The organism is Bartonella sp. CL70QHWL, assembly GCF_042194855.1.
In the GTDB taxonomy this organism is placed as follows: domain Bacteria; phylum Pseudomonadota; class Alphaproteobacteria; order Rhizobiales; family Rhizobiaceae; genus Bartonella.
This window is the reverse complement of record NZ_JBHINJ010000012.1, coordinates 33,026-52,572: the sequence shown is the minus strand read 5'-3', so window position 1 is coordinate 52,572 and position 19,547 is coordinate 33,026. Positions and strand designations below refer to the sequence as shown.

General features: G+C 35.6%; 16 protein-coding genes. 14 read left to right on the top strand and 2 right to left on the bottom strand.

Annotated features, from left to right (window positions below; genetic code table 11):
- Window positions 1–18: 18 nt before the first annotated feature.
- The gene (locus ACFIJZ_RS06690; protein WP_375612916.1) at window positions 19–882 is read right to left on the bottom strand and encodes a 23S rRNA (adenine(2030)-N(6))-methyltransferase RlmJ; all 864 of its coding nucleotides are present in this window, start codon (window positions 880–882) and stop codon (window positions 19–21) included.
- A 1,643-nt stretch (window positions 883–2,525) separates the two neighbouring features.
- On the opposite strand from ACFIJZ_RS06690, the gene tatA reads away from it, so the two are divergent.
- The 9 genes from tatA (at window position 2,526) to ACFIJZ_RS06645 (ending at window position 11,275) form a co-directional block, all read left to right on the top strand.
- A complete protein-coding gene (gene tatA, locus ACFIJZ_RS06685) occupies window positions 2,526–2,828 on the top strand; it encodes a twin-arginine translocase TatA/TatE family subunit (protein WP_273791129.1) in 303 nt (100 codons plus the stop codon).
- A gap of 55 nt (window positions 2,829–2,883) precedes the next feature.
- On the top strand, window positions 2,884–3,288 hold the full coding sequence (gene tatB, locus ACFIJZ_RS06680) for a Sec-independent protein translocase protein TatB (protein WP_375631369.1): 405 nt from the start codon (window positions 2,884–2,886) through the stop codon (window positions 3,286–3,288).
- Window positions 3,285–4,067, top strand: a complete 783-nt coding sequence (tatC, locus tag ACFIJZ_RS06675; RefSeq protein WP_273791131.1) for a twin-arginine translocase subunit TatC — start codon at window positions 3,285–3,287, stop codon at window positions 4,065–4,067. Before tatB ends, tatC begins: the two co-directional genes overlap by 4 nt.
- Window positions 4,068–4,126: 59 nt before the next feature.
- A complete protein-coding gene (gene serS, locus ACFIJZ_RS06670) occupies window positions 4,127–5,404 on the top strand; it encodes a serine--tRNA ligase (RefSeq protein WP_375631368.1) in 1,278 nt (425 codons plus the stop codon).
- A 133-nt stretch (window positions 5,405–5,537) separates the two neighbouring features.
- Complete coding sequence (locus ACFIJZ_RS06665) at window positions 5,538–6,197, top strand: protein-L-isoaspartate(D-aspartate) O-methyltransferase (RefSeq protein ID WP_273791164.1); 660 nt, start codon at window positions 5,538–5,540, stop codon at window positions 6,195–6,197.
- A gap of 155 nt (window positions 6,198–6,352) precedes the next feature.
- Complete coding sequence (locus ACFIJZ_RS06660; RefSeq protein ID WP_375631367.1) at window positions 6,353–7,534, top strand: peptidoglycan DD-metalloendopeptidase family protein; 1,182 nt, start codon at window positions 6,353–6,355, stop codon at window positions 7,532–7,534.
- 682 nt (window positions 7,535–8,216) lie between these two features.
- Window positions 8,217–8,669, top strand: coding sequence for a preprotein translocase subunit YajC (gene yajC / locus ACFIJZ_RS06655; RefSeq protein ID WP_375631366.1), 453 nt, complete (start codon window positions 8,217–8,219; stop codon window positions 8,667–8,669).
- 461 nt (window positions 8,670–9,130) lie between these two features.
- Window positions 9,131–9,517 (top strand): Mth938-like domain-containing protein, encoded by a 387-nt coding sequence (locus tag ACFIJZ_RS06650; protein ID WP_375631365.1) that lies wholly within the window; start codon window positions 9,131–9,133, stop codon window positions 9,515–9,517.
- 897 nt (window positions 9,518–10,414) lie between these two features.
- Complete coding sequence (locus tag ACFIJZ_RS06645) at window positions 10,415–11,275, top strand: phytoene/squalene synthase family protein (RefSeq protein WP_375631364.1); 861 nt, start codon at window positions 10,415–10,417, stop codon at window positions 11,273–11,275.
- Window positions 11,276–12,188: 913 nt separating this feature from the next.
- Here ACFIJZ_RS06645 and ACFIJZ_RS06640 read toward each other — a convergent pair.
- A complete protein-coding gene (locus tag ACFIJZ_RS06640) occupies window positions 12,189–14,078 on the bottom strand; it encodes a peptidyl-prolyl cis-trans isomerase (RefSeq protein ID WP_375631363.1) in 1,890 nt (629 codons plus the stop codon).
- Window positions 14,079–14,232: 154 nt separating this feature from the next.
- On the opposite strand from ACFIJZ_RS06640, the gene tpiA reads away from it, so the two are divergent.
- From tpiA to eno, 5 genes are all read left to right on the top strand, one after another.
- Window positions 14,233–14,997 carry a triose-phosphate isomerase gene (gene tpiA / locus ACFIJZ_RS06635; protein ID WP_375631362.1) on the top strand — a complete coding sequence of 255 codons (765 nt, stop codon included), beginning with the start codon at window positions 14,233–14,235 and terminating at the stop codon, window positions 14,995–14,997.
- Between the two features lie 82 nt (window positions 14,998–15,079).
- Window positions 15,080–15,532, top strand: coding sequence for a preprotein translocase subunit SecG (secG, locus tag ACFIJZ_RS06630; protein ID WP_375631361.1), 453 nt, complete (start codon window positions 15,080–15,082; stop codon window positions 15,530–15,532).
- Window positions 15,533–15,659: 127 nt separating this feature from the next.
- On the top strand, window positions 15,660–17,288 hold the full coding sequence (locus tag ACFIJZ_RS06625; protein WP_273791140.1) for a CTP synthase: 1,629 nt from the start codon (window positions 15,660–15,662) through the stop codon (window positions 17,286–17,288).
- A gap of 36 nt (window positions 17,289–17,324) precedes the next feature.
- Window positions 17,325–18,161, top strand: a complete 837-nt coding sequence (gene kdsA, locus ACFIJZ_RS06620; protein ID WP_273791141.1) for a 3-deoxy-8-phosphooctulonate synthase — start codon at window positions 17,325–17,327, stop codon at window positions 18,159–18,161.
- Between the two features lie 71 nt (window positions 18,162–18,232).
- Window positions 18,233–19,519 (top strand): phosphopyruvate hydratase, encoded by a 1,287-nt coding sequence (gene eno / locus ACFIJZ_RS06615; RefSeq protein WP_375631360.1) that lies wholly within the window; start codon window positions 18,233–18,235, stop codon window positions 19,517–19,519.
- The last annotated feature ends 28 nt before the right edge of the window (window positions 19,520–19,547 follow it).

The following is a 19,547-nucleotide window of genomic DNA, read 5'->3' as shown; positions in this document are numbered from 1 at the left end:
AAAAATATAGAGAAAAGTCTAACATAATAGATGTTCTTTTTGAAGCCACTTATGCGTTATTTGGGCATTTTCATCTTGTCCCAGACGGTTGATAAGAAAGGGGCTGAGTTTTTTCATTTCTTCTTCCAAAAGGTAGGGAGGGTTAATAATAATCATACCACTTCCATTCATTGTCGGTGGACTTGAACTTTTTCGGATACGCATTTCAAGCTGTAGAATCTTAGGAATTCCGGTTTGATAAAGCGCGTGAAGAAAACTTTCAATTTCTTTGTCATATTTAACAGGATACCATAAAGCGTAGATTCCTCCAGAAAAGCGACGATAGGCTTTCGTTAATCCATCAATAAGGCGGGAAAACTCTCCAGTTTTTTCAAAGGGAGGGTCAACAAGGATAAACCCACGTTTTTCTTTTGGTGGTACATGAGCATTTAAGGAAAGCCAACCATCTAAATGCAGAACTTTTGTCTGATAATCTCCTGCAAAGTTTTTTGCTAAAATATGATAATCTTCATTGTGCAATTCTATTGCGGTGAGGCGATCTTGTTTCCGTAATAATTGACGAATAAGAACAGGAGATCCAGGATAAAATACAATTTCTTTTTCCCCTTTATTGAGGGCATCAATGATATCACACCATGGACAAAGGAGTGTTCTTAAATCTTCTGGGATAGGAGTTGAAAAAAGTCGTTGGACACCTTCGCGACACTCTCCTGTTTTATGTGCTTCTAAAGAAGAAAGGTCATAAATACCGATTCCAGCATGCGTATCTATAACGCGAAAAGCTTTTTCTTTGCGTTTGAGATATTCTACAATGCGAGTGACAATAATGTGTTTAAAAACATCAGCAAAATTGCCAGCATGATAAATATGCCGATAATTCATGGAGTAAACTCTATCATATGTATAACTGTACCGGATTATTAGCATAGAATAATAGAATTGATATCCATAAAAATATTCTTATAGAAATCAAACAATACCCTCACTCCCACATTATACACTACAGAAAAAATATTAATGTCATCGGAGCATTTATTCACAAGGCTATTTTTATATTATGAGATTAATCGTTAAAATTTTAAATTTTTTATATGAAAGATAGACAAGAAGAGATCAAACATTTCAATAGAGATATTTATGTTGTAAGAGATTTTTCTTTATGATCGCGGACTCTTCTAGGAAGACTATAAAAAACACTCAATTAACGAGAATATTAGTGAAGTTTTTTGAAAAATTGAAGGGTATCTTTCAAATTCATTCATAAATTTTCTTGTTTAAAGATTAAAGAATTTCAAATGCTTGATAAAAACATTGTTACATTTATAAGTTTTTTTAGCGAGCGTAAAATTATGGATAGAGCAATAAAGTGCTGGTGTTATAGTGATAGATTTTTGTAAAAGTGTGAATGAATCTCATTGCTTTAAGCAGAGCCAAAGCTTTACATTATACACGCTAAATAGCTAGGTTATTGTGTATGATGCTAAAATAAAACTTTTGAAAATTGATATGTGCTCTGCAAGCGATCTCAATAAAAATGAGGAATTTTAAACTAAAGTAAATAGGTTTATCTATCTCTAACACTATATTATCGAGCGGCTTTATGAGGTAATCTTATAAAAAAGGCTAGGATAAGAAATTCTTTCTTATATGGATTATGCTTCGATACCATGCTTTTGATTGAATGTAATTTTCTATTCATGCCCATTCTGTTTTCAATACTGAGATAGGTTAAACACATGATATTATGAGAACGCATGCCCAGAATCCGGAGACTTGTAATAGTTAGAGCATACAGTGGCTTAGAGAGCTGGTTATATGGAGGTATTTTCTGAATAAAGGCGCAAGCTGGTACCTTTTTATTTTTTAGCAGTATTGCCATACTTCTTGGTACTTGAGTTAGTTCATAAAGTGCATTTTTACTCTTTCCGCTAATAGTTTTTATTTACACGCCAGATATTTAACTGAACGCGATGATGGCTCATATTTCGTATTGTACATAGAATAATGAATGATAAAATTCCTACCCCAACGCAAAGAATAAATGTTGTGCGTAAGATGATAGTTTTTGAAGAGACTGATGATGTGTTAAGAAAGTTTTTTAGAGATTTTTCTTTCTGAATTTTTTAATTGAATACGTAAAGTATTTTACAACATGTTATGATCTTTATCAGTAAAGGATAATTTGACGGAAATGTTTGTAATGATACGTAAAACATTGTGTAAAAGGAGAGACATTAGCTATAGTATTTACAGGAAGATGAGTAACCTAGGAGATCAGATGAAGTTATTTTAGAAAAGTTTTTAAGTGTTTTGAATTTTGTATGAGGCGGTTTATCATTGTTGAATGGTTTGTGTTATAGTACGCTAAAAAGGGATGAGAGGATAAAAAGTTCTTTTGCAATAAAAGCGTGTAATTGTTTTTAAGTTAAGAAGAAAATATACAAGTAAGATATTATTTTGATACATTCTTCAGAGGAAGCATGAATAAATGAAATCAAATTTAAAAGCATAAGTTAGAGAGAGTAATGGGTAATATTTTTTCACCAACGCATTTAATTATAATTTTATTGATTATCTTTGTGCTTTTCGGTCGCGGTAAAATTTCTGAATTAATGGGCGATGTTGCTAAGGGAATTAAAGCCTTCAAAAAAAATATGAAGGAAGAAGATGACAGCATTGAGGATAAAGTTGAAATGGCTCCTACTTCCCAAATAATTGATGTAGAATCTCAACAATCTCAGCCGTTATCGGTAAAACATGCAACAGCGCGCAGAAAGGTTTCTTCTGCTTCTAAAAAAAGCAAAACATCTGTTGCTAAAAAACAGTAACAAAAACGCAATCATCATTGTGCATTATTTTTTGATGAGAAAGTCGAATTAAGAGATGTTTGGGATTGATGGACCAGAGTTTATCGTAATCTTACTTGTTCTCATCATTGTCGTTGGACCGAAAGATTTACCTAAAATATTAAAAACAGTAGCAAAGGTAAGAGCTCGTATGTGTTCAACAGCAAATGAATTGCGTCATCAGTTTGATGATGCAATAAGACAAATCGAGCTCGATGCTTTGCAAAAAACATGTTCGAATATTAGCGATTCAAGTAAGAAGTTGACAGAGACTTTTGATCCCATTCAAAATACATTAGAAGATATCCACGATAATTTGGATGTTAAGGCAACACACCATAAATCAAAAAAAGATAAAGAAATTTTGGAATGCGATCAAAACGTAACCAATAAAGATACGACAGTATCTATTGCTTCTAAAGATAAAGAAGATATGTCATGAATGTTAAGAAAGATGAAGTTGATGCCCATATGGCACCACTTTTAGAACATTTAATTGAACTTCGTCAGCGAATTATTGCTGCCTTGGTTGCATTTATGATCGCTTTTATGATGTGTTTTCTTGTTAAAGATTATATCTTAAATTTTTTACTATGGCCATATCAGTGGGCAATGAAAATAGCAGGGGGTAATCCTGAGGGTATTCGTTTGCAATCAACGCAAGTATGGGAAACTTTTTTAACGAAGATGAAGCTTTCTGCTTTTGGGGGAATTATTTTATCTTTTCCCTATACGGCTTTTCAGTTTTATAGTTTTATTGCACCAGGGCTTTATAAAAATGAGCGGATGGCTTTTTTACCATTTCTCATTGGGGGGCCTATTTTATTTTGTATTGGGGGAGCGTTTGTTTATGGTCTATTAGCGCCAATAATACTATGGTTTAGCCTTTCTCAACAATTTCTTCCAGATGTTCATTTAAAAATAGAGTTTATAGTGCGTATTTCTGATTATTTGGGCTTTATGACATCATTTATCCTAATTTTTGGTTTGATTTTTCAATTACCTCTTGTCATCAGTCTTTTAACAAAAATTGGATTTTTAACGTCTTATGATTTGGCGTCTAAACGAAAATGGGCTATTTTGCTCTCTTTTATTATTGCGGCAATCATAACGCCGTCGGATTTTTTTACGATGTTTGCAGTGGCTTTACCAACGATAGCACTTTACGAGATTTCAATTTTAATTGCTTACAGTATAGAAAAGAGAAGAAAATCCGCTTAAGAAAAGTGTATAATCTTATGCGATAAGGAATGAATAAAACAATATAATGAGGAATTTTTATGCTTGATATTAAGTGGATTCGTGACAATCCTGAGAAATTAGATAAAGCACTCGTAAGTAGAGGTCTTGAGCCACAAGCTGAAAGGTTAATACAACTTGATCTTGCACGTCGGTCGCATATTGCTAAGGTGCAATTGGCGCAGGAATGTCGCAATGCTGTTTCAAAGGAAATAGGACAGGCTTTAGCGGTATCGGATCAGCAAATGGCTGAACGTCTTAGAGCTGAAGTTGAAGAGATTAAAGCTTTTCTTTCCTCTGCAACAGTGGAAGAAAAACAGCTGACGGAGAGTCTTGAGAAAATTCTTTCAGCACTTCCAAATATTCCATTAGATGATGTTCCAGAAGGTAAAGATGAAAGTGATAATGTCGTCATTCGACATTTTGGTACACCTCCAACATTTAATTTTACACCAAAGGAACATTTTGATCTTGGTCAAGATCTCAAGCAGATGAATTTTGAACGAGCTAGTCGTTTGTCTGGAACACGTTTTACAGTACTTTCAGGGGCATTAGCACGGCTAGAACGAGCATTAGGCCAGTTTATGCTTGATGTGCATGTCAATGAGAATGGTTACACAGAAGTCTCAATACCTCTTCTTGTTCGTGATGAAATTGTTTACGGAGCAGCACAATTACCGAAATTTGCTGAAGACCTTTTTCGTACAACAGATGGTCGATGGCTTATTTCCACAGCAGAAGTGCCATTAACCAATTTGGTCAACGATGAAATTCTTGAAATATCAGATTTACCACTGCGATTTTCTTCTTTATCTCCCTGTTTTCGTTCAGAGGCGGGAGCAGCCGGTCGTGATACGCGCGGTATGTTGCGTCAGCATCAATTTTGGAAAGTTGAAATGGTCTCGATTACCAGTGAAGAGCAGTCTTTAATTGAATTAGAACGTATGACGGAATGTGCAGAAGATATATTAAAACGGCTTGGTTTGCCTTTTCGCACAGTGGTTCTTTCTACGGGTGATATGGGGTTTGCAGCGCGTAAAACCTATGACATCGAGGTTTGGCTTCCTGGTCAAGAATGTTATCGTGAAATTTCTAGCTGTTCAGTTTGTGGAGATTTTCAAGGTCGTCGTATGAATGCGCGCTATCGTAAAGAAGGCGATAAAAAATTGCATTTTGTTCATAGCCTTAATGGTTCTGGTACGGCTGTTGGACGTTGTCTTATTGCCGTACTTGAAAATTATCAACAGGCTGATGGATCAATTATTATTCCAGATGTTTTACAACCTTATATGGGAGGCATGCGCTGTATTACTGCTTAATTTTACGAAAGGAGAGACAATATGCGTTTATTGCCAAGAGGTGATGATACACAGACGCAAGTTTTTGCCATTTTAAAAGAAGCAGTTTGTCAGTATGATAAAAGTGTACCTCCATTGGAGATTGAATGATACTATGGGGCAAAAGGGTATTTTACAATTTCGTGAGGAGTTAGCCGCTCTTGTACTGAAAATGCGTAGCAAAGGCATTGATGACGTGCGATTTTTTTCGGCATTAGAGAAAATTCCGCGTCAACAGTTTGTTGCTGCTCCTTGGTTCAATAGTGCTTATGATAATAAAGTTATTCCCCTTGAGTGTGGTGAATATATGGAACGTTTGGAAGAACAACTCTTAATTCTTTCGGCATTATCGTTGAAAAAAAGGCATCGTGTCTTAGAAATTGGTACAGGATCTGGTTTTTGTACTGCTCTTATGGCATGTCTGAGTGACCGCGTGACAACGATTGATCGTTATAAAACGCTTGTTGATTTAGCACGCCAAAAATTTCAAACTTTAGGAATTGAAAATATTGTTATAAGGCAGATTGATGGAAGTCATAGTGTGACAGGCTTAGGATCATTTGATCGCATTCTTATTTGGCCATCACGTTTTGATGAACCAAAGGAATTTTTAGAACTTTTAGCTGAAAATGGAATTCTCATTCAGGCGATAGGACCTGACGAAGGGGTACAAACGGTGACGCGCTATACAAAAATTGGTAGTCGATTTGAGTGTTTAGAACTGTTCCAAGTGCGTTACCAACCTTTTATTAAAGGCATTGCGGAGATACTTTAATTTTTAAAAGCTAAGAAGTTTCTGCAAATTGTCTACGTTAAATTCATTTTGATCTTATATAAAGATATTTATGAATAAAACATCTCATTTTAACTCTTCGGTAATTTAAAAAAGCTTTAATGGAGTGAGTTGATTATTGATGAGTGAGCAAAACGATGTATCTAAAAGCTTTGGATAATATTTTCCAGCATAATTTTCAGAGAATAACTTTGTTAGCGGTGGTAACTATTGTTGCTGGTTGTAGTTCTGGTACACAGCGTTTTTCCAATACGTTCTCTCATCGTACGGTATCATCTCAATCAAATATATCAAGCACTATGTATACAGATCCGCGAATGCTATCATACGGTAGTGGTATGATACAAAGCACTGAATTGCCACCTGTGGAATCAGGTGATGATTCGTGGGGAGATGACAATTCTCCCTATAATTTTCCACATCAAGATAGGATAACTTCTTCTGATGGTCGCGTTATGGGCTCCCCTCCACGTAATCTTGGAACACTTTCTCGTTCACAAATGGATAAATCTCCTATTTTTCGGCGGAATTCTTATATTGTCCAGAGTGGAGATACACTGCTCAGTATTGCACGACAAGTAGGGGTTAGTGTTGAGGCATTAAAATTAGCAAATGGTATAAACAGCAATTCCATTTATATCGGTCAGGTACTGGTTGTTCCAAGCAGGCGTACATTATCAGCTTCAAATGCACACAATAATAACGATTGGGCAGTGTCAACTACAGAATCTACATCCCAATCTCAAGTGATGTCCTCTATAAAAAACAAGAAGTCCTCTCCTATATATAAAGCTCCTGTAACAACGCCACCCTCTGCAAAGATGAACAAATCAAGTTCTGAGAAAAATTTTTCTAAACAGATGACGCAATTGAAACATGAGACTGGTTTGTCAAGTACTGTTACGAATACAGATAATATGACGACTCCGCAAGCCACAGGAATTTCTAAGATGCGTTGGCCAGTACGAGGGCGTTTATTAAGCCAGTTCGGTCAAAAAAAGGGAACAGTAATGAATCGAGGAATAGATATTGCAGTGCCTGAAGGGTCTTCGGTAAAGGCGGCAGAAAATGGTGTGGTTATTTACGCGGGAGATGGATTAAAAGAGCTTGGTAATGTTGTGATGATTCGACATGAAAATGATATTATCACTATTTATGGATGTAATAGTAAGCTTGTTGTTAACAAAGGACAAAGGATAAGGCGCGGTGATGAGATTGCTAAATCTGGTGTTTCAGGAAATGTTAAAACGCCACGTGTCTATTTTGAGATGCGTAAGAATTCATTACCTGTTGATCCCCTTAAATATTTAGAAAACTAATTTATTGATGACTTTTACATTTGAATAGTCTTACAGTTTATAGAAAATTCATGAAAAACAATTGATTTTCTTAAATCAATAACATAGCAGCAAAAAATCATTGGTTTCAGGAGAGTAGTTCGTGGGGGGCGTTAGATATTACCATCTTTGTATTTATGAAAGTGTAAGAAATAGTATCATACTATTTGTCAGCTTTGAGTATTCCAATTGCTCTTGCATTTGAGAGAAGCATGAAAAAAAATTTCACGCCTTCTTAAAAAGTTTTTATCTACAGGCTCATTTCATATGTGTGACGTGCAACAAAATCGTTTTGATTAATTCAGAAGGTTTGAAATAAGAGCGTTTTATTGTATTTAGATCTGTCGTTCGATATCAAAAACGATAAATTATCTATATAAATTAAAGTTTGTTCATTAGAAAAATTATCTTGTATAATTTATTGAGTTAGTGAAAAGATTTATATTGTAGGATATACAATAGGGGAAAGTGAATCTATTTTTTAAGATTTTTCTCATTATATTTTGGTATTCTGCCTCTTAAGGATTTATTGTATTTTTGTAAAGCTGTGATTAGATTATGTAGTTATTGCTTTTTATGATAAATTCTTTAGGAATTTTTTCTGTATCGGAATTTCATTTTAATAGAGTGGGAAATACCTGAGGTTTAACTATAGGAGATAAAAATGTTTATTACGAACGCTTATGCTCAAGTTGCAGGCGATGTTTCCGGTGGAATTTCATTTGCTAACGCTGTCCCATTCATTTTAATTTTTGCAATTATGTATTTTTTTATGATTCGTCCACAGCGTGCCCAAATGAAAAAACGCCAAGAAATGCTTAATGCAGTACGTCGTGGTGATACAGTTATAACGGGTGGTGGTATTATCGGCAAGGTTACGAAGGTTCACGACGAGAGTGGTGAATTAGAGGTTGAAATTGGTGAGAGTATAAATATTCGTGTTATTCGCTCAACATTAGCTGATGTGCGCGTTAAAGGTGAGCCGATTGCAGAAAAAAAATCAAAACTTAATGCTAAAGCAAAAACACCACAAAAGTCTAAATCTAAAACGACAACAAAAGAAGATATGAGTATCTCTAAAGAGAAAAAAGCTATATCAAAGGAAAATGCATCTTAAGGTGTAATAGCAGTTTATTACATTTTTTAAGCATTTTTGTAAAAAGCTTGGCAAGATCAAGACAATTTCATTGGAAAAGGGGCTTTATAGTGGCTACAGAAAATGGGGTTTTGGTTTTCTTTAGATTATTAAAATAGTTGCTTTATTTATAGAATATTACGCAATTTTTTTCTGTTTTTTAAATAAGATCATTGTTTTTATAAAAAGAAATTTGTGAGTAAATAAGCTGAGGAAACTTTTTAAAAGATAGATTTATTGAAGCAGGTATAGCAATTTATCGCGATTTATTACCAAATTTTCCTATATTTGTTGTATGAGAAGATTAGGGTATTATATAAAAATTTTCACTTCAGTACTAGGTTATGGTTAACATATCAATGTTTATATCAGCCTTACTTTAATTTTTATGGTGAGAAGTAGCAAAGACAATTGGATTATTCAAAAATAAAAGGTGCTTATTCATGTTCGATGCAATTCAAATTCGTGAAGCACATTTTCCAAGTCGCGCACCTATTGATGCTTATGGAAATGGTGGGTTTCGTTTTGCTGATATGTCTCATAGAGGTTCTATTATTTGTGTACCATCAGGTATTTATGGCATTGACATGGCAGAGCCTATTCCCACTCAAGGGGATATATCTCGTATTTTAGAAGAAGCTTCTGAAATCGAAGTTTTATTAATAGGTACTGGAATTGAATTATTACGATTACCTGAAGAGTTACGGGTGCTTTTAGGGGAAAAACGTATTTCATCAGATACAATGAGTACGGGAGCGGCGGTGCGTACATTTAATGTTTTATTGGCTGAAGATCGCGCTGTTGCGGCGTTATTATTTGCGGTAGAATAGAGTATTGTTTAATAAAACAAATGCTCTCGTCTAGTATGAAAGACTTGTGCGATTATTTTTCTGCGCCGTAAAGTACCGTCGTTTAAGGCGGTGATATAAGGGTATAGAATATACATAACTTAACATATTAAAGTGTTTTTAAATACAAAAGTGTTTTTAAATACAGCGGCAAGTATTTAGGACAAAGCTTGCTCGTCGTTCCTAATGAATCACATGAGTGATCAACTCTTGGCACTTGAGACAGTTCATAAGAGGCATTTTTAATTCTTTCTTATACAGTTGTTACCTACAAGCCAGTTACGCTTGGGACGTGCAAGGGAATGGTTTTTATTAATTTAACATGGAATTGGTTTGAAATGAAAGCATATCTACGATATTTGGGATTCTAATTTAACATACAAAACAACAAATTATGATTATAAATCAATGTATTGATAGTAACAGAAACTCACCGAGAGCAATTGGACTTTTTACAAATTGGTGTTGGTAAGAACCTTTGTCTTTTAGGATGGGGAGGAGGTCAATGAGTTGATGAAGTTTTTATGATTAGTGCATTTTTATAAAATAACATTGTCATCTATCCACTGAAAAAGTGTTTTTCGTTGTTTGTTGTTCAAGTTTTACTATGCATGTTACGATTGTTTTTTAGCTTTTTTACTGCAAATGAAAACTTGAAGTCCTATAAGATAAGTTTTATCAGAAAAATTATTTATTTAATTTTTTTCTTTCTAAAACGAAAAGTGACTAGAAAAGAAACTTTAATTCACAATACAGTTAAGAGACACATTTAAAAATCTTATTTTCTGAACTGTATTTGCTTATCCTTCATTTTTTAATATGAATAAAAAGAGGATATTAATTTAATTGCTAAAAAAGGGATGTTAATAGGTTCATAGAATGATAGGCTCTCTTCCTTATTGTCTTGATATTTTACGTACCATAGATCGTGATCGCTATATATCAGTTTTATTTGCACCTAAAAAAAAGCGCCAAGCATTGGCTGCTCTTTATGTATTTAATGCTGAAGTTTCTCGTATCCGCGAAAGTGTACATGATCCACTCATAGGAGAAATACGGTTACGTTGGTGGTATGATACTATTGCTCATGGTGAAATGCAAACGAGTGGAAACAATCCGATTTTGAATGATTTATTAAAAGCAATGACTCTTTTTAATTTACCTAAGACAGCTTTTTTACGTTATTGTGATGCGCAAATTTTAGATCTTTATCACAATCCAATAGAAACACTTCATGATCTAGAGCATTATTGTGGTGAGACAGCAGGCATAATTTTACAGCTTTCTTGTCAGATATTAGATCCTGAAACTGCACAAGAGTTTACAGATATCTATGAACATGGAGGGATTTCTCAAGGATTAAGCGGTGTATTGCGTCTTTTATCATTCATGCAATCACGATATCAATATTATTTACCTACTGATATATTAAAGGCTGTAGGAGTGAATAGGGAAGATTTGGAATCTCATCGTCTCAGTGATCAACAAAAGGGTCGTATTGTTGAAGCTATGGTAGCATTATCACGCGATCATTATACCCAATTTTACGAGTATTCTTGTACTTTACCTAGAATTCTTAAGCCAGCTTTTCTTCCATTGGTCATTGTACCGGCTTCTCTTCAAAAAGCTATACAGCTGGGGGCAGCAATTTTTCAAGAGAGTGCAACTTTGCCATTGATATATCGTTATTGGTTGATAACAAGGGCAGCAATAAGCGGCAATTTTCCAAAGATACTGTAAAAGAATATTACTACGTTGGAATGCGTAACATGGAGACTGATTTTCTCATATGAAGATAAAAGGAGCCATTGTGATTCCAAACCATTTTTTTGTTATAAAAAATGTTGATGTTTTGGTTGTTATGAACGCAAAAGAATAAGAAATTTTATGATCTTGAAAATACAGTGTATTTCTTCATCAGTAATATGTTTTATACAGTGTATTGGATGGGTGAGATACAGAGAAAGAAAAACATGAGATAAATCTTAATACATTGGTTTGTTTGATGAAGAACTTTTAAGTACTCTGAATGTATTGATTGTAGCTCATTTGCAAATGAAATAAAATTTCTATTTTATGAGAGAAGTTATCTTAGCAGTCTATAAGTCTATAAAAAACTCTTATTTTTGAGAAATTATAACATCATAATTGATGACTGTTATGATTTATGAATATATTGATTTATAATGATAATTTGTTTTTTCTCATATTGAATGAGAGTCTTGAATAGAAAAAGATTTCTCCATTTTTATAATGAATTTTAAAAATAGTTTTTTTGTATATTATAAGTTTGGTGTGTAAATGAAATCATTTAAGGAAGAAGCAATATGCTCCTTATGAATGATATTAAGAGTAGTAATATGATGAGCTATAAATGAGTGACGATAGGGATGATATTTATAGCTTAATGGGCGACAACCTTTACAACCTTTGGATGAATAATATTTTTTAATGCGTTGCAAAAACGACTCTACATTCCATTGACTATTTTCTCGCAAATCCATACATGCACTGATTTGCGAGAGAATGAATCATTATACAAATGTTTGATCCTAAGATATGCAAACAAGAGATCTATCTTACCTCTTCAACTATAGACGAAGAGCTGACGGAAACTTTATCAAATAAGTTCTTTAAATTATGTAAAATCTTTTTATTGGAGAGCGTTAAAGATCTGATTATAATTTGTGCTATTAATTTCCAAAGGATGTTCTTTATTGGCAACTTGTAGCATTTCTAGCTTGAGATCTTCTCTTATCATCATATCTATATTGGTGCGGACTTCAGTTGAAAGAGTATGAGACGTGATATCTTTAGGCATGGTTACAGTCTTTATTTGATAAATGATACGGTTTGTTGCAACCGGACCTTTTATGATGCCATAATGACCTTTGGGAGCGGAAAATAATGCTTTAATGCCTTCAACGCCAAGGGTTTCAGATGAGTCTTGACGCCGGAGGGTTGGTGTTGTTTGTTTTGTAACACCAAGGGTATGAGCAAGAGCAACAAGACTTTTTCCTTCCGTGAGCTGTTTGAGAGCATTTTGGGCTTTTTCATCAAGAAGACGTTGGATTTCCTCATTTTTCCATTGAGAAAGAACATCTAGCTTAGCCTCTTCAAGTGTCTTATCACGGGCAGGAATAATTTTATCGACCTTGTACCAGAGATATCCACCATTTTGAAAAGAGAGAGGATCAAGATCGACTCCTTCGTTTGATTGATAGATGGCATTCAGTAAAATATCTTTTTGAGGTAAATCCGTGAGTATTGCACCTTCAAGCGTTTTTCCTGTTTTATCAATGGTAATTGTGCGCAAAGATAACTTGTATTGGTCAGCTAACTCTTTGAGAGAAGCACCCTCAAAACGAGCATTTTCAATGGCTGCATAATTGTTACGGATATCATCAGTAGCACGATTTTTGGCAAGTGTTTGGCGAATATTTTCTTCTACACTTTCAAAAGGAAGAGAGCTTGAGGGTTCAATATGCGTGACGCGAATGATAACAGGTCCTTGTAAGTCATTTATCACAGAACTGACTTGGCCTTGTTGAAGTTCAAAAATTTCAGATGTCAGATGATTAGGAAGTTCATTTTCTGCGAGAGGCCCTTTTTTTATTTCATTAAGAGTCTTTTTTTCAGCTTTTACCAGTTCATCAAAACTCAATCCATCAGCTATTTTTTTTGCTGCATTATCGGCTTCTTCGCGTGAGGGGAATCGCAGTTCTTCGAATGTACGCTTTTCAGGCGTTACAAAACGTGAAGCATTTTGTGTATAATAGGCTTTCGCCTCATCTGTTGAGATATCTTGAGGTTTTACAAAATCATTAAGTTCCATAGATAGCAAAGAGACAGTGCGGTATTCTGGAGCACGAAATTGACTTTGATGTGTTTCAAACCATTTTTGTAATGTTGCGTAATCAGGATCAGCAATTGTTTTCTTTTCTTTTAGATCAATAACAAGATAATCAGCAATACGCATTTCTTCTTGATAAAGAGCAAGTGCTTTATAAAAGAGATTTGGTGCCTTCATATCAGAAAGTAAAGCGGCAATAAGCTGATTACGCTTTTCTTGTTTGGTGTAATAATTAAGAAAAGCACTTTCACTAATACGTAAATGCTGAAGATAGTTATAAAACAAGTTTTTATCAAAAGTGCCATTTACCTGGAACATCTTATCAGAACCAATCGTATGAGCTATTGTATTTTTTGAAAGACTTATTTTCATTTTACGTGCTTGTTCATCAAGAAGTACATTTTGTTGTAATTGATTAAATACAAAAGCAGGAATTTGGTATTGCTGCATTTCATTTGCTGTAAACATTCGTCCAAGATGAGCTGCATATGCTAAACGTGCGCTTTGATCGGCGAGTGCAAGACGATAATCATCGACAGTTACTGTGGACTGTCCAGATGTAATAAGATCTCTTTCACTTTTTTTGTGTAACTGCGGTACCCCCCATAAAAGAATGAAGCATAAGAGTAAAATAGCAAGGAAAATTCTAAAAATCCAAGAATTTGTAGCATTTCTTATGATGTCAAGCATTGTTCAGGTCCATTTTTAATGTGAGTTATTATCAAAGCTGTAATGGAATTTGCAATAAAGAGATGAAAGATGCAAGCTTTAAAGACTTGCTTTCATTTTATAATTTGGTAACTACAGATAAACAATGTATTGTAAGAGCTCTTGAGGTGAAAATATGTCTCAAAATATTCGGCCTTTTCTTGCTGGAAATTGGAAAATGAATGGAACGAGTGAATCGCTTGGAGAGTTGCGTGCTATTGCTACAGGCGTTAGCTCTGATCTAGGTCATCTTTTTGAGGCGCTTATTTGTGTTCCAGCAACGCTTTTATCGCGTGCTTCTAATACGCTGAATGGTGAAAATCTCCTTTTAGGAGGACAAAATTGTCACTTTGATGATCATGGTCCTTATACTGGAGATATTTCAGCTTTTATGCTTAAAGAAGCGGGAGCAAGTCATGTTATTATTGGGCATTCAGAACGTCGTACAGTGTACCAAGAAAATGATGCGATTGTCTGTGCCAAAGTGCAAGCTGCGTGGCGAGCAGGTCTTGTGGCTCTTGTGTGTATTGGTGAAACATTGGAGGAGCGTAAGAATAATAAAGTGCTGGATATTCTGACGCAGCAGCTTGAAGAATCTTTACCAGATGATGCAACAGAAGAGAATACCATTATCGCTTATGAACCAGTTTGGGCGATAGGCACCGGCAATACAGCGACTCCAGAAGATATTGCAAAAGTACATCATTTCATTCGTGATAAGGTGCGCTCTCGTTTTGGTGATGAAGGCAATAAGATTCGTTTGCTTTATGGTGGATCCGTAAAGCCATCCAATGCATTTGAGCTTTTAAGCATTGCTCATGTTAATGGTGCTTTGATAGGTGGAGCAAGCTTAAAAGCGATTGATTTTTTAACTATTTGCGATGTTTGTCGTAAACTATAGCAGAGAAATTTGAGTTTCCCCTTGGATTGTGCGTTATTTATGTGTAAATAGCTATTAAAGAGTTATTTGAAGAGCAGGGTTTATGCAAACAGTACTTATAGTTATTCATTTTTTGATTGTGATTACTTTGGTTGGTGTTATATTAATTCAACCTTCAGAAGGTGGTGGGCTAGGTGTGAGTAATAGCTCAGGGTTAATGAAAACTCGTGGATCTCGAAACCCTTTAACACGTTTGACTGCTATTTTAGCCTGTTGTTTTTTTGTTGTGTCTATTGGACTTACCGTGGTGGGTAATATATCAAATTCTAGTTCTGATATCTTAAAGCGTATACCGGTTAATTCAGAACAGAATTCTACCAATAAAGGCTCAGGCTCAGTTCCATCATCAAATGATGAGTCTTCCCCTTCTGTTCTTGAACAGCTAGGAGGCACTTCGAATTCTCCGCAGGAACAGAAACAGTCCACAAATCCTGAAGCAGAAAGTCCAGTTCCACAGGTTCTTGAAAACACAGTTCCGGATAACAGTACAAAATAGTTTTTTAAGAAAATATAGACTTTTTAAAAAGGTGATTTTTTCACCTTTTTTATTTTAGAAGAAAAATTGTTTCTTTTTGCATTTTTTGCTGGAAAAATCATTATAAATTGCTTATCACCATAAGCCCATGGCACGTTATGTTTTTATTACTGGTGGTGTGGTTTCTTCCCTTGGAAAAGGCATCGCAGCGGCGGCGTTAGCAGCGTTATTACAGGCTCGTGGTTATCGCGTACGTCTTCGCAAACTTGATCCTTATTTAAATGTTGATCCAGGTACGATGTCACCTTATCAACATGGTGAAGTATTTGTGACCGATGATGGTGCAGAAACGGATCTTGATCTTGGTCATTATGAGCGTTTTACTGGGCGTTCTGCAAATAGCCAAGATAGTATTACAACAGGGCGTATTTATCGCAATATCATTGAACGAGAGCGGCGTGGTGATTATTTGGGGGCAACAGTCCAAGTTATTCCTCATGTTACAGATGAAATTAAGAGATTCATTACGATGGGAAATGAAGAATTTGATTTTGTTTTATGTGAGATAGGTGGAACGGTTGGTGATATTGAAGCAATGCCTTTTCTAGAAGCGATTCGTCAGCTTCGCAATGAGTTACCGAGACAAAATGTCGTTTATGTCCATCTCACATTAATGCCTTATATTCCTTCAGCAGGTGAATTAAAAACGAAACCAACACAACATTCTGTCAAAGAATTGCAAGCAGTTGGTATTTCTCCTGATATTTTGCTTGTACGTGCAGATCGATCTATTCCAGAAACAGAACGGTGCAAATTATCACTTTTTTGCAATGTTCGCTCCAATGCAGTCATTCAGGCATTAGATATGCCAACGATTTATGATGTTCCTATGGCATACCATAAGGAAGGTTTGGACTCTGAAGTTCTTTGCGCTTTTGGAATCGATTCGGCACCTTCCCCCAAGATGGATCGTTGGGAGGATATTACGCATCGTATTCACAATCCTGAAGGAGAAGTCACGATTGCTATTGTAGGAAAATATACGGGCTTAAAGGATGCTTATAAATCTCTTATTGAAGCGATTGCGCATGGTGGTTTAGCGAATAGAGTAAAAGTTAATATTGAGTGGATTGATTCGGAACTTTTTGAAAAAGAAGATTCTGTTTCAGCTTTACAAAAAGCCCATGGAATTTTGGTTCCAGGTGCTTTTGGGGCACGTGGGGCAGAAGGGAAGATTCGAGCAATTCAATTTGCACGAGAGCGTAAAGTTCCATTTTTAGGGATTTGTTTTGGGATGCAATTAGCTTGTATAGAAGCTGCGCGCAATATTGCACAGATTGAGAATGCTTCATCGAGTGAGTTTTGCGAAACAGACAATCCAATTGTAGGTTTAATGACAGAATGGCTTAAAGGAGACGTCCTTGAAAAACGTACAAGAAATGGTGATCTCGGCGGTTCGATGCGCCTTGGTGCTTTTGCTGCTGAATTAAAAGAAGAGAGTCATATTGCTCAAATTTATGGGATGACCAAGATTGTCGAGCGACATCGTCATCGTTATGAGGTCAATATTGATTATAAGGATAAGTTAGAACAGTGTGGTTTGATTTTTTCTGGGATGTCTCCTGATGGTATTTTACCAGAAACGATAGAATATGTAGATCATCCATGGTTTATTGGTGTTCAATATCATCCAGAATTAAAATCCCGTCCTTTTGATCCACATCCGCTTTTTTCTTCTTTTATTGAAGCTGCTGTAGAACAAAGTCGATTAGTTTAATGCATAAATTAGGTTACTTTGCTTTTGAGGGATAAAATGACTAAACCAAATGCCCGTGTGAAAGTTGGAAATATGATTTTTTCAAATGAAATGCCTCTTTCATTAATTGCAGGGCCGTGTCAGATGGAAAGTCGTGATCATGCTTTTGAAATGGCTGGTCGTATTAAAACAATTACCGATCAGCTTGGTATCGGGTTTGTTTATAAATCAAGTTACGATAAAGCCAACAGAACCTCTTTGGGGGCGGCACGTGGTATTGGTCTTGAAAAAGCAATGTCCATTTTTTCTGATTTAAAAAAAGAGTTTAATTGTCCCATATTAACTGATGTGCATACAGAAGAGCAATGTACAATTGTTTCTTCTACAGTTGATATTTTACAAATACCGGCTTTTTTATGTCGTCAAACAGATCTTTTGGTAGCAGCAGCCAAAACAGAATGTGTTATTAACATTAAAAAAGGTCAGTTTTTAGCGCCGTGGGACATGGAGAATGTTTTAAAAAAGGTTGTTTACAGTGGTAATCCGAATGTTATGCTTTGTGAGCGAGGCACGTCATTTGGTTACAACCGACTTATTTCTGATATGCGTTCGTTGCCTATTTTACGTTCATTTGGTGCTCCTGTTATTTTTGATGCAACGCATTCTGTTCAAGAACCTGGGGGGCAGGGGGCTTCATCTGGTGGGCAGCGTCAATTTGTTGAAATTTTAGCGCGTGCAGCTGTCTCTGTTGGGGTAGCTGGTATTTTTTTAGAAACACATCAAGATCCAGATAATGCACCTTCTGATGGACCCAATATGGTTAAAGTTGATGATTTACAAAGATTGCTTGAGACTTTAATGGAATTTGATTATCTGTCAAAAAAGTTGAGTTGAGAAGAGAAAAAATATTTCATTAATAGGGCATTATAAATGAATCGAGACTTTTATTGGATAAGGAAACACATATGACTATAATTGTCGATATCATTGGGCGTGAAGTTCTTGATAGCCGTGGTAATCCAACGGTAGAAGTTGATGTTCATTTGGAGAATGGAGCTTTTGGTCGCGCTCTGGTTCCTTCGGGAGCTTCAACAGGAGCACACGAGGCTATAGAGCTTCGTGATGGTGGTTTGCGCTATCAAGGGAAAGGTGTTGAAAAAGCGGTTGCTGCAGTTAATGGCGAAATTCTTGAAGAACTTGGTGGGCGGGATGCAACAAATCAAATTGCTATTGATCAAGCAATGATTGCTTTGGATGGAACGCCAAACAAAGCCCGTCTTGGTGCCAATGCACTTCTTGGTGTTTCATTAGCTGTTGCAAAAGCAGCTGCGGATTCATTAAATTTACCTTTGTATCGTTATATTGGTGGTACACAAGCGCATATTCTTCCAACCCCCATGATGAATATTATTAATGGTGGCGTTCATGCTGATAATTTGATTGATTTTCAAGAGTTTATGATTATCCCTATAGGAGCTCCTACTGTAAGAGAAGCTATCCGTTATGGCGCTGAGATTTTCCATGCATTGAAAAAGCGTTTAAAAGATGCGGGTTATAATACCAATGTTGGTGATGAAGGTGGTTTTGCACCTCAATTTAAAAGTGCTGATCAAGCAATTGATTTTATTATGGAATCTATCATGATATGTGGCTATAAACCAGGTGAACAAATTGCCATTGGTTTAGACTGTGCTTCAACCGAATTTTATAAAAATGGTTCATATTTTTATAAAGGTGAGGGGAAATGCCGTGACATCCAAGAGCAGGTAGATTATTTAGCACATCTTGTGAAAAATTATCCTATTATTACAATTGAAGATGGAATGGCAGAGGATGATTGGGAAGGTTGGAAGCTACTTACTGACACAATTGGAGAAAAATGTCAGCTTGTTGGCGATGATTTGTTTGTAACGAATTCAGCACGTTTGCGTGATGGTATCAAAATGGGGGTAGGCAATTCTATTCTCATAAAAGTTAATCAAATTGGTACATTGAGTGAAACACTTGATGCTGTAGAAGTAGCACATAAAGCAGGTTATCGTGCTATTATATCTCATCGTTCAGGCGAAACAGAGGATTCTTTCATTGCAGATCTTGCGGTTGCAACGAATTGTGGACAAATTAAAACAGGTTCTCTTGCACGTTCGGATAGATTAGCCAAATACAATCAACTTATTCGTATTGAAGAAATGCTAGGAGCCCAAGCGCGTTATGCTGGTGATTTAGTGTATAGTTCTGAGCACAAAATATGAAAGTATAAGATCATTTAGATTATGAAAT

Excerpts from the sequence above, each read along its gene's own strand:
- tatA (WP_273791129.1), top strand. The coding sequence starts at position 2,526 with ATGGGTAATATTTTTTCACCAACGCATTTAATTATAATTTTATTGATT.
- yajC (WP_375631366.1), top strand. The coding sequence starts at position 8,217 with ATGTTTATTACGAACGCTTATGCTCAAGTTGCAGGCGATGTTTCCGGT.
- tatB (WP_375631369.1), top strand. The coding sequence starts at position 2,884 with ATGTTTGGGATTGATGGACCAGAGTTTATCGTAATCTTACTTGTTCTC.
- ACFIJZ_RS06650 (WP_375631365.1), top strand. The coding sequence starts at position 9,131 with ATGTTCGATGCAATTCAAATTCGTGAAGCACATTTTCCAAGTCGCGCA.
- tatC (WP_273791131.1), top strand. The coding sequence starts at position 3,285 with ATGAATGTTAAGAAAGATGAAGTTGATGCCCATATGGCACCACTTTTA.
- tpiA (WP_375631362.1), top strand. The coding sequence starts at position 14,233 with ATGTCTCAAAATATTCGGCCTTTTCTTGCTGGAAATTGGAAAATGAAT.
- ACFIJZ_RS06665 (WP_273791164.1), top strand. The coding sequence starts at position 5,538 with ATGGGGCAAAAGGGTATTTTACAATTTCGTGAGGAGTTAGCCGCTCTT.
- ACFIJZ_RS06690 (WP_375612916.1), bottom strand. The coding sequence starts at position 882 with ATGAATTATCGGCATATTTATCATGCTGGCAATTTTGCTGATGTTTTT.
- serS (WP_375631368.1), top strand. The coding sequence starts at position 4,127 with ATGCTTGATATTAAGTGGATTCGTGACAATCCTGAGAAATTAGATAAA.
- ACFIJZ_RS06625 (WP_273791140.1), top strand. The coding sequence starts at position 15,660 with ATGGCACGTTATGTTTTTATTACTGGTGGTGTGGTTTCTTCCCTTGGA.
- ACFIJZ_RS06640 (WP_375631363.1), bottom strand. The coding sequence starts at position 14,078 with ATGCTTGACATCATAAGAAATGCTACAAATTCTTGGATTTTTAGAATT.
- secG (WP_375631361.1), top strand. The coding sequence starts at position 15,080 with ATGCAAACAGTACTTATAGTTATTCATTTTTTGATTGTGATTACTTTG.
- ACFIJZ_RS06660 (WP_375631367.1), top strand. The coding sequence starts at position 6,353 with ATGTATCTAAAAGCTTTGGATAATATTTTCCAGCATAATTTTCAGAGA.
- ACFIJZ_RS06645 (WP_375631364.1), top strand. The coding sequence starts at position 10,415 with ATGATAGGCTCTCTTCCTTATTGTCTTGATATTTTACGTACCATAGAT.
- kdsA (WP_273791141.1), top strand. The coding sequence starts at position 17,325 with ATGACTAAACCAAATGCCCGTGTGAAAGTTGGAAATATGATTTTTTCA.
- eno (WP_375631360.1), top strand. The coding sequence starts at position 18,233 with ATGACTATAATTGTCGATATCATTGGGCGTGAAGTTCTTGATAGCCGT.